General features: G+C 51.2%; 9 protein-coding genes, 1 tRNA gene and 1 pseudogene. 5 read left to right on the forward strand and 6 right to left on the reverse strand.

From position 1 onward, the window contains the following. Positions 1-42: 42 nt before the first annotated feature. Positions 43-690, reverse strand: coding sequence for a nitrate/nitrite response regulator protein NarP (gene narP / locus ACO7SM_RS07355; RefSeq protein ID WP_490470289.1), 648 nt, complete (start codon positions 688-690; stop codon positions 43-45). 1,059 nt (positions 691-1,749) lie between these two features. On the opposite strand from narP, the pseudogene ACO7SM_RS07360 reads away from it, so the two are divergent. After that, a pseudogene (locus ACO7SM_RS07360) lies at positions 1,750-1,809 on the forward strand (ESPR-type extended signal peptide-containing protein); the annotation flags it as partial. Positions 1,810-1,845: 36 nt separating this feature from the next. Continuing rightward, positions 1,846-5,631, forward strand: a complete 3,786-nt coding sequence (locus ACO7SM_RS07365; RefSeq protein WP_490470888.1) for an autotransporter outer membrane beta-barrel domain-containing protein — start codon at positions 1,846-1,848, stop codon at positions 5,629-5,631. A 372-nt stretch (positions 5,632-6,003) separates the two neighbouring features. Here the strand turns inward: ACO7SM_RS07365 and ACO7SM_RS07370 are convergent. From ACO7SM_RS07370 to ACO7SM_RS07380, 3 genes are all read right to left on the reverse strand, one after another. Further along, a tRNA-Pro gene (locus ACO7SM_RS07370) sits at positions 6,004-6,080 on the reverse strand. 73 nt (positions 6,081-6,153) lie between these two features. Then, positions 6,154-7,914 carry an LPS biosynthesis-modulating metalloenzyme YejM gene (gene yejM / locus ACO7SM_RS07375; RefSeq protein ID WP_490470290.1) on the reverse strand — a complete coding sequence of 587 codons (1,761 nt, stop codon included), beginning with the start codon at positions 7,912-7,914 and terminating at the stop codon, positions 6,154-6,156. A gap of 31 nt (positions 7,915-7,945) precedes the next feature. Then, a complete protein-coding gene (locus ACO7SM_RS07380; protein WP_162379210.1) occupies positions 7,946-8,173 on the reverse strand; it encodes a YejL family protein in 228 nt (75 codons plus the stop codon). Positions 8,174-8,307: 134 nt separating this feature from the next. On the opposite strand from ACO7SM_RS07380, the gene yejK reads away from it, so the two are divergent. Then, the gene (gene yejK, locus ACO7SM_RS07385) at positions 8,308-9,315 is read left to right on the forward strand and encodes a nucleoid-associated protein YejK (RefSeq protein ID WP_162379211.1); all 1,008 of its coding nucleotides are present in this window, start codon (positions 8,308-8,310) and stop codon (positions 9,313-9,315) included. A gap of 148 nt (positions 9,316-9,463) precedes the next feature. On the opposite strand, the gene rplY is transcribed toward yejK, so the two are convergent. Further along, positions 9,464-9,748, reverse strand: coding sequence for a 50S ribosomal protein L25 (gene rplY / locus ACO7SM_RS07390; protein WP_096756449.1), 285 nt, complete (start codon positions 9,746-9,748; stop codon positions 9,464-9,466). 124 nt (positions 9,749-9,872) lie between these two features. Next, positions 9,873-11,633 (reverse strand): DNA repair helicase RadD, encoded by a 1,761-nt coding sequence (gene radD / locus ACO7SM_RS07395; RefSeq protein ID WP_490470291.1) that lies wholly within the window; start codon positions 11,631-11,633, stop codon positions 9,873-9,875. Between the two features lie 150 nt (positions 11,634-11,783). Between radD and rsuA the strand changes: the two genes are divergently transcribed. Beyond that, the gene (gene rsuA, locus ACO7SM_RS07400) at positions 11,784-12,479 is read left to right on the forward strand and encodes a 16S rRNA pseudouridine(516) synthase RsuA (RefSeq protein WP_490470292.1); all 696 of its coding nucleotides are present in this window, start codon (positions 11,784-11,786) and stop codon (positions 12,477-12,479) included. Between the two features lie 51 nt (positions 12,480-12,530). Continuing rightward, a complete protein-coding gene (locus ACO7SM_RS07405) occupies positions 12,531-13,721 on the forward strand; it encodes a Bcr/CflA family multidrug efflux MFS transporter (RefSeq protein WP_490470293.1) in 1,191 nt (396 codons plus the stop codon). The last annotated feature ends 204 nt before the right edge of the window (positions 13,722-13,925 follow it).

The raw sequence follows: 13,925 nt of genomic DNA on the forward strand, positions 1-13,925 counted from the left end.
GGTGAATTGCCGGATAAGCAGCCTTATCCGGCATTCTGCTCTTTAATGCAGGCCGCGTGTTTGCAGAAACAGAATTGTCGCCGCGACGCGTGAACGCACGTTGAGCTTACGTAACAGATTGCGGATATGCACCTTTACGGTCTGCTCTGAGATGTTCAGCACCGCGGCAATCTGCTTATTGGACAGCCCCTGAGCAAGTTCATGCAGAACATCCAGTTCACGCTCAGTCAGCATACTGAAGGGGTCTTCTTCAGCGCCAAACATTTCCCGTTCACGCAGGTACTCACTGACACGATCGCTGAAGACGTGGCCGCCGTTCGCGCCCTTGCGAATAGCGTCCAGCAGAACTTCAGGGTCGCTGTCTTTCAGCAAATAACCATCAGCACCCGCGTCAATCAAGGCGTAAACGTCGCTGGCAGAGTCGGAAACAGTGAGAATGATGATTTGCGCGGTGACGCCATCGCGACGCAACGCATTCAGGGTATCCAGCCCACTCATGCCTTTCATATTCAGATCAAGCAGGATCACATCGACGTCAAGACGGTTCGCCAGATCGATAGCGCTCGCGCCATCGCCCGCTTCAGCAATGACGTTAAATGCGCTATCCAGTTCCAGTAATTGACGAATGCCCCGCCGCATAAGCGGATGATCATCCACAATGAGCACCTGAAAAGGGGTTGCTTCAGGCATGCTGTTCTCCTGAGATTATTCGAATCATTATTGTTTTCAGCGTGTCAGTTTTCCAGATTCGTCGCGCTGATGAGAGCATAAATTTTACCCTAATTTGCGCATGGGTACGTAGTAAAACCTGCGTGACAGGATGAACCTGCCCATCCTTCTTTACCCAAACATAAAGGCGGCGAGTGGTGATGCCAGGACGTGCTGCCACACCGGGGCCTGAATATCCAACGTGTATGACCGCTTCACATTTAACTATTCAGAGTAACGCTTACGGCTCATGGACACCTTCTTTTAAGCCATCTTAAATGGCTTCCAGTATGACTGTACGTGGCACAAACACACGCTTACTGTGTTCTGTCTCTTTTATCTTTTACTGACGCGGGCTTATTACTTCCGGTATTAGGGAATAATAGCTAATGCCTTTTGTAGCTATTTAAAGTGCTGTTTGGTGTAGCCCTGGCATCTGTAAAAATGTTATGTCTAAAATGATTTTCACTAGTATGTCATCATCCCAATGATGACATTATTTCCTTCAGGACTTGATAGCCTTGCAGGCGGTATCATTGCGTCCTGGATACTGATGAAGTGTGCGTTGCCTTGTGGGTATTTTACCCGTGTGATCTAGCCCCCTTTTCGGATTTTTAAACAATGATATTATCCTTTGGTATTTAGAGTGGATTCTTTCGGTTAAAAATAAAAACCAGTTAGTGGTGGATCTTTTCGCCTATTTTTTGTTATGCGATCGATGCATTAAGTTATCTACAATGCATTGATTTTAATGATTTTATTTCATGTTATGCAAGCATGTTTGCATGTTTTTCTATTTGTCGCATCCTGGCGTGTTTTACTTTTCATGTATTAATAACGTGCAATCTAATTCAATATAAATGTGCGGTTTATGATTAATGTACCGGTTGATGTTCAAGGCATTTATTAGCTAGGTAATTAAATCATCTGTTTTTATTATTAGCAAATTTTAGTTTTTAATAGTTCTTACGTTTTCTTTTTTTTTGATTTGAAAAATAATTGCATGCTAACTATTTAATCTAAGCTCAGAGTGTTCTTTAAATGAATAAAATATATAAAGTTATATGGTGTGTAGCGACCCAAAATTGGATTGTCGTTTCTGAATTAACGGCTTCATCCGGCCGGAAAAAAAGTACTTTGCGACGTATTGCTCCTTTGGTTCTTATCTCGGGCGCCATCTTGTTCAGTTCGTCGGGGTTTGCTGTCGACTATTCAACAACGGTAAGCGATCCTTTCACCTTTGGTGATGGTCCAAATACTATTACTACAGTGGATACCAGCAGCCTGTATGCAGCCAGGGGTGGCAGCATTGTAAGTACAGGAAAAACGACAATTACCACCACACTCACCACGCCAGACGCAGTGGGATATGCTATTTCCTCTGCTGGAACAGGCTCTACCATCCAGCTTGCTGATACAGATGTGACAACCCGCGGTACGAGTGCGTATGGCCTGTATACGATAAGTGCTGGCGTCATCACAATCACAGGAAAAACGACCATCAGCACCGATGGAGAAAACAGTTTTGGCGCGACATCCAGCGGAGGAGGAAGTGTCATCAACCTGGCAACTGTTGATGTGACAACCCGTGGTACCAGTGCATATGGCTTGTATGCGCTAAGTGGCGGCGCGATTACCCTCACGGGAAACACGAAAATTCGCACTGCGGGTTTAATGGGCTATGGCGTTGTGTCCACGGGGAGCGGGAGTGTTATCAATCTGGACGTTGTGGATATCACGACCACGGGTAGCCGTGCACATGGCATACGACAAAATGGATCATCTCTGATCAATCTTAATGGGGGAAGTATCACCACTTCAGGGGCTGCTGCTCATGGATTTACGGCAACAGGGGGAGCCAGCAAAACGTTCGATGGCACCAGGGGGAATGTCCTGCCAACTATTAAGGTCACAGGTGCGGGTTCATCCATGCTTGATGCCAGGGGAGCCGGTAGCCAGATAACACTGAACAACCAGACGCTCAGCATTAATGGCGCCTCTTCCCCAGATACCTGGGGTGCGAAGGCTGAAACCGGAGGTCATGTCTCCTTTAACGGTGGCAGTACTGGAGGGGCAGGGATGTGGGTCACAGGAGCAGGAAGCACCATTACTCTGTCAGAGGTTGATGCCGGAGGCTCCCGATTCCTGCTCGACACCGGCGGAAAACTTGCCATAACCCCAGCGGGCAACACTATCGGTTCGTTGGAAGGCGATACCACAAGTTTCGTCAGTTCTTCTTCACCCGGTGGCACGCTGACTATGGGTGCTAACAATAGCGCGAATAACGGCAGCCTTGTTGATAATGCCGATTTTGCCGGGCGCCTGGAGAAGATTGGCGCGCTGACTAAAACCGGAAATCTGACGCAAATCCTTTCTGGTATGGACAATACGGTGGGCTGCGTCGATGTGACTGGCGGTACACTGAGGCTCCAGCAGACGGGTGCCTTCACCACTACGGGCGACTATACCACCCGGGCCGGGGCCACCACCGACATCGGTCTGGCAAACGCCACGCTCAATGTGGGTGGCGCATTCACTCAGGATGAAAACGCGACCCTGAAGGTTACGCTGGGCGCTTCGCCCGACATTACTGCAAATACGGCCAGCCTTAATGGTCAGCTCATGATCAATGGTTTTGCCTATGGCTCGATACCGGTAAGGGCCAGCGAGGTGACCAACAATACCTATACGCTCATCCATACTGTTAATGGCATCATCGGTGATTTCGTCAACAACCCTCTTACCTCTACGGGGTTGGATTATCTGCTCCATGACGGCCATTTATCGACTGACAAAAAGGACTATAACCTTGGATTCCGCCTGACCTGGAACGAAGGTTTGCAGTCAAAGAGCAGCGGTAATTTTACTCTTAGCAAAGGTACGGCCTTCAATGTGGATACCGTGCTGGCTGACCAAACCGCGCCAGCGGGAGGGTTTGCCACGGGTTGGGATGGCAAAAGCCTGACCAAAGTCGGTAACGGTCTGTTGGTTCTGTCGGCTGTGAATACCTACACAGGTACAACAACTCTCAATGCCGGTACATTGCGTACCGACGTCGTTGACAGTATCGCCAGCAGTAACGCGCTGAGTATCAATGGGGGTGTGTTTGATTTAAACGGTCACAATCAGCGGGTAACCCGTCTGAAGGGGGGCGGGGGAGAAATTCAACTCAACGGCGCGATGCTCACCGTGAATAATGCGACCCCGGTTGATAACACGACCTTTGCTGGCGACATTCTTGAGGGTAATCAAAAGAGCAGCCTGACCAAAATAGGTGATGGTGCGTTGACGTTGACCGGCAAAACGGGCTGGACAGGCAACACCTACATCAACGGCGGTGAACTGGTGCTCGATGGCGGCAATGGCGGGGCGCAACTGGTGAGTAATATCATTGCGTTAGACAACACCGCACTCACTCTGCGTAATGGGGCTACTCTGACGGGCTGGATTGATCCAACCGATGTAAATATTGACACTGCAAGCCGCTGGAATATGACGGCTGGTTCACGGGTTGATGACGTTAACCTCGCCGGGATAATCAATTTTGTGCCCCCGTCCATACAACCAATGAATGCGGGGCATACGCTGACGGCGAATAACTGGTATGGACAAAATGGCACCGTGATGCTGAACACTGTGCTCGGCAATGATGCTTCAGTCACCGATAAAATTGTGGTCAATGGCAATACCCGCGGAAACACCTTCGTTAAGGTGAACAATGTCGGTGGCCGTGGCGCACAGACGGTAGAAGGTATTCGGATTGTAGAAGTCAATGGCGCGTCAGACGGTACGTTTGAAAAGTCAGGGCGTATTGTTGCCGGAGCGTATGATTACAATATCGTGAAAAAAGATACTGACTGGTATCTGTCCAGTTTGTACAACGGCCCAGTGACGCCAAAGAAACCTGTAAAACCGGATACGCCAGCATCGAAACCGTCAGTTATTCGCCCGGAAGCGGGGAGTTACACTGCCAACCTGGCCGCGGCGAATACGATGTTTATCACTCGGTTGCACGACCGTCTTGGCGAAACGCAGTATACCGATGTGCTGACGGGCGAACAGAAGGTTACCAGCATGTGGTTGCGTCAGGTCGGCGGGCATAACAATTGGAAAGATAGTAATGGACAGCTCGACACTCAAGCGAATCGCTATGTTACCCAATTGGGCGGTGAAATAGCCCAGTGGAGTACCGATGGCCTGCAGCGCTGGCACCTTGGATTGATGGCGGGCTACGGTAATGAAAGCAGCAACAGCCATTCGAAATATACGGGATATCATTCTGAAGGTTCGGTCGACGGATACAGTGTGGGGCTCTACGCCACCTGGTTTCAGAATGATGAAACGAAACAAGGCGTGTATGTGGATAGCTGGGCTCAGTACGGGTGGTTTAATAATGAGGTGAAAGGCCAGAATATTCAGCGCGAGTCATACGACTCCAGCGGAATAACGGCGTCACTGGAATTGGGTTACACGCATAAGCTGGGTGATTTTACCGGGAGTCAGGGCTCTCAGAATGAATGGTTTATCCAACCTCAGGCACAGATTGTCTGGATGGGCGTGAAGGCCGATGACCACCGTGAAAGCAACGGTAGTCACGTCAGTGGTGAAGGCGACGGCAATCTTCAGACCCGTTTGGGAGGGCGCACTTACATCAAAGGGCATAACAAAATTGATGATGGCAAAAAACGAACCTTCCAGCCGTTTGTGGAAGTGAACTGGATCCACAACACACGGGACTTTGGTACGCAGATGGACGGTGTGAGTGTGAATCAAAACGGTGCGTCAAATATCGCCGAAGTGAAAACCGGTGTTGAAGGTCAGCTTGGTTCGCGTCTGAACGCGTGGGGGAATGTCGGGGTGCAAGTCGGGGATAACGGCTATAACGATACCTCCGCGATGGTCGGGGTGAAATACTTCTTCTGATCTGGAGTGAACGGTAATAAGAGTCCCCGGTATTTGAGCTTTAGCAATCCCTCCCCATTGTTAACGGTTTACGGCCGTTAGAGGGAGAGAGTTAAACAGCTTTGCTTGTGAATATGCAAAAGCACAAGAAAAAATGAAGTAGTGGCTGATAGGTTTTGGGGACGGGGAGGCGGTTATTGATGGGCTGACTCTCCGACCCTTGTGTTGAAATTGCTGCTCACCCGAAGGGGCATTTCTGGAAGAGTCTTAGCCATTGCTACTGGATAGCTAAAATCCAAAAACTACGGACAACAAAAAAACCGCAAACTCAGAGAGAATGCGGTTTTTTTGTAGGGTTACCGGTCGTTATAAAAACACACCGATGAATAATTTTGGTCGGCACGAGAGGATTTGAACCTCCGACCCCTGACACCCCATGACAGTGCGCTACCAGGCTGCGCTACGTGCCGACTCGTGGGTGCTAATACTACCGCTTTCCACCACGAATGCAAGAGGATGTCTTGCTAACTGATTTATAATTAATCAGTTAGCAATGAATCGTTTCTCATCCGTCAGCACCTGCAACAACAGACTCAACTGCGGTTTCTGGTCTTTTATCTTCTCACCACGCAGATCGTACGTCTGATAGTTGCCGTTACTATTCAATACCAGCGTCATGTTCGGGGTGGTCACCGCCAACGTGCTACCGTCGGCTGCCGTTACCCAGTAATGGCGGCGGGTTGCATTGAAAAGATCTTGCCCCTGCGAGTACTCGTTAGCAGGTGTGCTCACGTGCAGTAACCGTTGCATCAATGTTGTCATGAGGTCGGTATGGTCAGTCAGGCTGTTAATACGCTGCGCTGGCGTTCCCGGCCAGTGGATGACAAGCGGCACCTGCAGATGTCCGCGCGACCAGTCAAAATTGTTCTCTTCCTGAGTCAGAGGCACACCGCGACCCGCAGTGATGATCACCACCGTGTTATTCAGTTTACCGGCGTTTTGTAGCGCGGTAAGCACACGGTTAATTTGTGCATCGACATCTTCCGCCGCGCGGGCATACCGCTTAGCAAAATTCTTCTGGTTGCTGTCATCAATGTTGGTGCCGTTGAAGGACACCCACGAGAACCAGCGATTATCTTCCTGGGCGTAGCGACTCAACCAGTTGATCCACTGATTTGCCGTTTGTGTATCAGACTGCGTCTGAACCGTCGGCATAGAGAAGTCTGACAGCAGCGCCTGGCGATAGAGCGGGCTGGTGAATCCGTCGGACGAGAACAAGCCTAACTGATAGCCTTGCTGATTCAGTGCTGAAATCAGGGCTGCCGGCGTTCTGGTCGACAAAATACCGTCCATATAGCTCGGGGAGACGCCATAGAACAGACCAAAAATACCGTTATCTGAGGTGTTGCCCGAGCTCATATGTCGGGTGAACGAGATACTTTGTTCTGCAAAACGGGCAAGCGCAGGCATCTGTTTTTCATAACGGGAATAGTTCAGACCATCCACCGTAATCAACAGAACGTTTTGCCCTGTCCCCATGTCACGGTATTGCAGATCGCTCAAGGGATACTGTACGGATACCGCTTCAGGATTCCCCTGTTCGACCAGGCGGCGCTGATACTCTTGCGCATCCAGCAAACCGTGTTTCTCAAGAAAGCGGCGCGCCGTCATCGGATAAGAGAGCGGTAGGTTTGCGCGCTGCATGGTGATCGGGCGATAGAAGTTAGCATCAGCCCAGATGTACACCATGTGCGAAGCAATAAACGAGACGAAAAGGAAGGCGGCAAGCGGCCTGGCAAAATGGCGACGACGCGTCAGGCTGCGCAGTTTCTGCCAGCTCCAGGTCGCAAACAGCATTTCGATTAGCAGAATAATGGGCACGCTGATAAACATCAGTTGCCAGTCACGTGCCATCTCGTTCTGGTCTGGGTTAATGACCAGTTCCCAGACAATGGGATTAAGATGCAGGTGGAAGCGGGTGAAGACCTCGCTGTCGATCAACAGCAGCGTCATGCCCGCTGTCGCCAGGATGGCTGATAAGAAGCGCATCAGCCGCTGGGACATGACGATAAACGTCAGGGGAAACAGAATCAGCAGATAGGTGGCAAACACCAGAAAACTGAAATGCCCGACAATGCTCAGGTAGGAGTAGATACGACCCGCAAGCGTTGTCGGCCAGTCAGCGACAAACAGGTAACGACTGCCAAGCACCATGGCCAACAGAATGTTGAACAGAGCAAACCAGTGCCCCCAGCTAACCATCTGAGAGACTTTTTCACGGTAGCGCTGACGATGAGTTACCATAACCTGTCGTTATATTCCCCGGAGCCGGTTGTTAGTGCGCTTTGTCTTCGTTAACCGAGGACTTCAGGGCACGGGCAAAAGAGTCTGCAATCGCCTGGCGTTGGGCCGGGGCGATGCTGGTGTTAATCAGGTTCGTCACCATGTTTCCCAATACCATCAGGGAAAGGTCGGTCGGCGCCTTATGTTTTTCCAGTACGTTGAGCAGTTCACTCAGTAATTGTTCAACGTGTTCGTCACTGTAGCGGGAATGTTGTGGCATAAATCGGAATCAGTTTGTTCATGAAAGGGCAACATATTACCGTAGCAACAGTTTTTTTTCTGCTTTTTTATCTTCTATTGCGTCACTGACCATCAGGTGGTTGAATACCGCCCGGTCTTAAAGGAGAGTTTATCATGAGTCTGGATATCAACCAGATTGCCCTGCACCAGCTTATCAAGCGTGATGAGCAAAACCTTGAGCTGGTCTTGCGCGATTCATTACTGGAACCGACAACCACCGTTGTCGAGATGGTGGCTGAACTGCACCGGGTCTATAGCGCGAAAAACAAAGCGTATGGCCTGTTCAGCGAAGAGAGCGAACTGGCGCAAACGCTACGGTTACAGCGTCAGGGCGAGGAAGATTTTCTGGCTTTTAGCCGTGCGGCAACCGGGCGTTTACGTGATGAGCTGGCGAAGTATCCGTTTGCTGACGGCGGTATTGTGCTGTTCTGCCACTATCGCTATCTGGCGGTGGAATATCTGCTGGTCGCGGTGCTGAACAACTTAAGCAGTATGCGTGTGAATGAGAATCTGGACATTAACCCGACGCACTACCTGGACATCAATCATGCAGACATCGTGGCGCGTATTGATTTAACAGAATGGGAAACCAATCCGGAATCCACGCGCTATCTGACGTTCCTGAAAGGTCGGGTAGGGCGTAAGGTCGCTGATTTCTTTATGGATTTCCTTGGCGCGAGCGAAGGGCTGAACGCGAAAGCGCAAAACCGGGGTTTGTTGCAGGCGGTGGATGATTTCACGGCGGAAGCGCAACTGGGTAAAGCAGAGCGTCAGAATGTCCGTCAGCAGGTGTACAGCTACTGTAATGAACAGCTTCAGGCGGGTGAAGAGATTGAACTCGAGTCGCTGTCAAAAGAACTCTCTGGCGTGAGTGAGGTAAGCTTCAGCGAGTTTACGGCGGATAAAGGCTATGAACTGGAAGAGAGCTTCCCGGCCGATCGCAGTACATTACGCCAGTTGACCAAATACGCTGGTAGCGGCGGCGGGTTAACCATTAACTTTGACGCCATGCTGTTAGGCGAGCGTATTTTCTGGGATCCGGCGACCGACACCTTAACCATTAAAGGCACGCCGCCGAATCTGCGCGATCAGCTGCAACGCCGGACGTCAGGCGGAAATTAACCGGCTGAAGAATACTGTCGTAGGCCTGATGCGCGTAGCGTTATCAGGCAATAACGCACTGTCGGATGGTGACGCTAACGTGTCTTATCCGACCTGAAGCCATAAAAAAACCCCGCCGTGGCGGGGTTTTTCTTCAACTTGTTGGCGATTACGCGCGAACGAAGTCGATGTGAGACAGTTTTGGCTTGAACGGATGACGCTGCACCGCCTGAGCTTTAACTTTAACTTCTTTACCGTCAACAACGATGGTCAGCACTTCGCTGTAAAATTCAGCTTTAGCTTGCATGTTCATGATTGAATCGTGATCCAGTTCGATAGCAATCGGGGCTTCTGCGCCACCGTAGATGATTGCCGGGAACTTGTTGGCGGTACGCAGGCGGCGGCTCGCACCCTTACCCTGCTCTTTACGTACTTCAGCATTGATAGTAAACATTTAAATCTCTCTTAAATAATTCCTGCTACAGGCGACCCAGCAACAGGTAAGTGATCTGCTTTGCGTATGCAAAAGCGGGCGGAATTCTATACTCAAATGCCCGTCACAGCAATCAAAAGTACGATTATCCGCGTAATTCATGTGCCCGGCGAAAGCGTCCTTCATAATCGAAGACCTTTTCGCGCACCTGCCAGTACTGGCCCTTCATACGTGCGACGACAAAATCAGGGTGCCGTAACAGCGGTTGTTGCCCGAGAATATCTGCCGCAGTTATCCAGCGTAACGGAACGCCTGGCGTGCGGGTGTGAGGGCGAATGAAGAGCTGCTCAAACGCGGTGCGCTGAGCGGGTGTTTGCAAGCGAAAACGCTCGCTGACGTCGGCGCCGTCCTCATCGTAATAGGTGATTTTCAGCCATTCGCCTTTTTCATCCTGTCCGTGTTGCATCGCCATACCGCTACAGCGCAGCACCAGCGCGTCTTTGAGTTTTAGCGCGGCTTTTAGCATATCGTCCGGGTCAACAAGCACGGTATCGCACTCGCGGCAGCGGCGTGCCGCAATGTCGTTTTCCGCATTGCATTGCGGGCAGTTTTTAAAGCGGAAGCGAAAATCGCACTGTTCACGATGACCTTCATCGTCTTCAAACCACCCCTGGCAGCGACGGCCAAAGTGTTCAATCAGCGTGCCGTCGGCGGTGGTTTTGCCCCAAAATGTATTGGCAAAACCACAGGCAGGGCAAAAGACCTGGACGGGCACGTTGTCGCTTTTCCCTTTCGGCGCGCCAACCTCCGGCGCGTATAAGTCATGAGGGTTACCGGCATAATCGAGGATCAGACAGTCGGTTTTCCCCGGCGACAGGCGCAGGCCGCGTCCTACGATTTGCTGATAAAGGCTGACGGACTCCGTCGGGCGCAAAATGGCGATGAGATCGACATGCGGGGCGTCAAAACCGGTCGTCAGCACCGCCACGTTAACCAAAAACCGAAAGCGCTGTGCTTTGAAGTCTTCAAGCAACATGTCGCGTTCAGCACCCGGCGTGTCGCCGACGATCAGTGCGGCGTCATCGCGGGGCAGCAGGCCAACAATCTCTTTCGCATGTTCAACGGTGGCGGCGAATATCATCACCCCTTTGCGTGTCTGGGCGAATTCAACTATCTGACTGATGATATGTGGCGTAATTCGCTGCTGTTTTTTCAGCTCGTGATTGAGGTCGGCTTCGCTAAAAAGGCCATTACTCTGTGCCTGCAAACGGCTAAAATCATACTGCACGACCGGCATGTCCAGGCGCTCCGGCGGCGTCAGATAGCCGTGTTTGATCATGTAGCGCAGCGGCAACTCGTAAATGCAGTCGCGAAAAATCGCGTTTTCGTTGCCGCGTACCATACCGTGATAATGGAAACGGTAAATCCAGCCTTTGCCCAGGCGAAATGGCGTGGCCGTCAAACCGAGCAAACGAAGATGGGGATTCACCTGACTCAGGTGGGCGAGGATTTGCTGATACTGACTCTCTTCGTCGTCGCCAATACGATGGCATTCATCGACGATCAGCAGAGAAAATTCACCCTGAAAATGTTCGAGGTTGCGGGCAACCGACTGTACGCTGCCGAAGACCACTTTGCCGTGGCTTTCTTTACGTTTTAATCCGGCGGCGAAGATATCGGCATCCAGACCCAGCGCACAATATTTTGCGTGGTTTTGTGCGACCAGTTCTTTTACATGCGCCAGCACCAGAACGCGTCCACGCGCTATACGTGCCAGCTCGGCGATTACCAGGCTTTTACCTGCGCCGGTTGGCAAGACAATGACCGCAGGGGCGCGATGGTGGCGAAAATGGTTGAGCGTGGCATCCACGGCTTCTTGCTGGTAAGGACGAAGTGTAAAAGTCATGGTCTCGCTGCGATAATGAATCCCGCATTGAGTATGCCATGAATCATTTACTTTGAGCGAAGTATAGAGCCCGTTATACTGAGCGGATACCGGCTTCAATTCTCGGGCGAAACGCTCGATTTCCGTATTATTACAGGCAAAATCACTCTCATGCGACTTGATAAATTTATCGCTCAGCAACTCGGCGTCAGCCGTGCTATTGCCGGGCGCGAAATCCGTGCTCACCGCGTTACCGTGGATGGCGAAATCATCAGAAATACCGCGTTTAAACTGCTGCCAGAACATGCCGTAGAATATGACGGCAATTCGCTGGTTCAGCAAAATGGGCCGCGCTACTTCATGCTGAATAAACCTCAGGGATATGTGTGCTCGACGGAAGATCCGGATCATCCGACCGTGCTCTATTTTCTTGATGAACCGGTTGCGCATAAATTGCATGCGGCAGGGCGCCTGGACATTGATACCACGGGACTGGTGCTGATGACGGATGACGGACAGTGGTCGCATCGGATAACGTCACCGCGCCATCATTGCGAAAAAACCTACCTGGTGACGCTGGAATCTCCAGTGGCAGAAGAGACTGCGGCACAATTTGCACAAGGCATTCAGCTACATAATGAGAAAGATCTCACGAAACCTGCGATGCTTGAGGAGATCACGCCAACGCAGGTGCGCTTGACGATCAGTGAGGGGCGTTATCATCAGGTCAAACGTATGTTTGCCGCTGTCGGAAACCACGTTGTGGAACTGCACCGTGAACGTATCGGCGCGATCGTACTGGATGCTGACCTGGAACCGGGCGAATACCGCCCTCTGACAGAAGCCGAAGTTGCCAGCGTTGGCTAAACCTTGTGGCCAGGTTTTAACCTCCAGCTCACTAAATTCAGGAGTCTCTTTGTGACCACCCGACAGCACTCATCATTTGCCATTGTCTTTATTCTTGGCCTGCTGGCCATGCTGATGCCATTGTCGATTGATATGTATCTCCCTGCGCTGCCGGTTATCTCCGAACAGTTTGGCGTGCCAGCCGGTAGCGCGCAGATGACGCTCAGTACCTATATTCTGGGATTCGCGGTGGGGCAGTTGATCTACGGCCCAATGGCGGACAGTCTTGGGCGTAAACCGGTGATCCTCGGAGGAACGCTGATCTTTGCCGCGGCGGCGGTGGCCTGCGCGCTGGCGCAAACCATTGATCAACTGATTGTCATGCGTTTCTTCCACGGTCTGGCGGCGGCAGCGGCGAGCGTGGTGATCAATGCCCTGATGCGCGATATCTACCCGAAAGAAGAGTTCTCGCGCATGATGTCGTTTGTCATGCTGGTGACGACCATTGCGCCGTTGATGGCGCCGATTGTCGGCGGGTGGGTGCTGGTGTGGTTAAGCTGGCACTACATCTTTTGGATCCTGGCGGTGGCGGCGATTCTGGCATCCGCCATGATCTTCACGCTGATCAAAGAGACGCTTCCCGTTGAGCGCCGTCAGCCTTTTCGTCTGCGTACGACCATAGGGAACTTTGCCTCGCTGTTTCGTCATAAACGCGTGCTCAGTTACATGCTGGCCAGCGGCTTTAGTTTCGCCGGGATGTTCTCCTTCCTTAGTGCCGGGCCGTTTGTCTACATCGAAGTGAATCACGTCTCTCCACAACATTTTGGCTATTACTTCGCGCTGAACATCGTGTTCTTATTTGTGATGACGATTATCAATAGCCGATTTGTGCGCCGGGTCGGGGCATTAAACATGTTCCGTACCGGGTTATGGATCCAGTTTGTGATGGCGGGTTGGCTGGTTGTGAGCGCGCTGTTTGGGCTCGGTTTCTGGGCGCTGGTCGTGGGGGTCGCGGCATTTGTGGGATGTGTTTCGATGGTGTCATCCAATGCGATGGCCGTCATTCTGGATGAATTCCCCCACATGGCGGGAACCGCCTCTTCACTGGCGGGGACTTTCCGTTTCGGCATCGGCGCCATTGTTGGCGCACTGCTTTCGCTGGCGACATTTAACTCGGCCTGGCCGATGATTTGGTCGATTGCATTTTGTGCAACCGGCTCGATCCTCTTCTACCTCTACGCGAGTCGCCCGAAAAAAAGGTGATAAAATGCACAACATGGGAGCTGTAAGGCTCCCTTTGTTGATGTACATCAACCTCAAATCGCTCATTCAACCCAAAGATGTTTATTTTATGTAAAATCAATTTATGTAAAAAGTCACATCATTGTAGTTAAAAAGGTTGAGTTAGATCGCAGAAACGGGTACATATAGCCCGCAAATCTGTCCGCACCGGTCAATAATATTTTA

Source organism: Citrobacter sp. LJND-P06 (assembly GCF_058188415.1).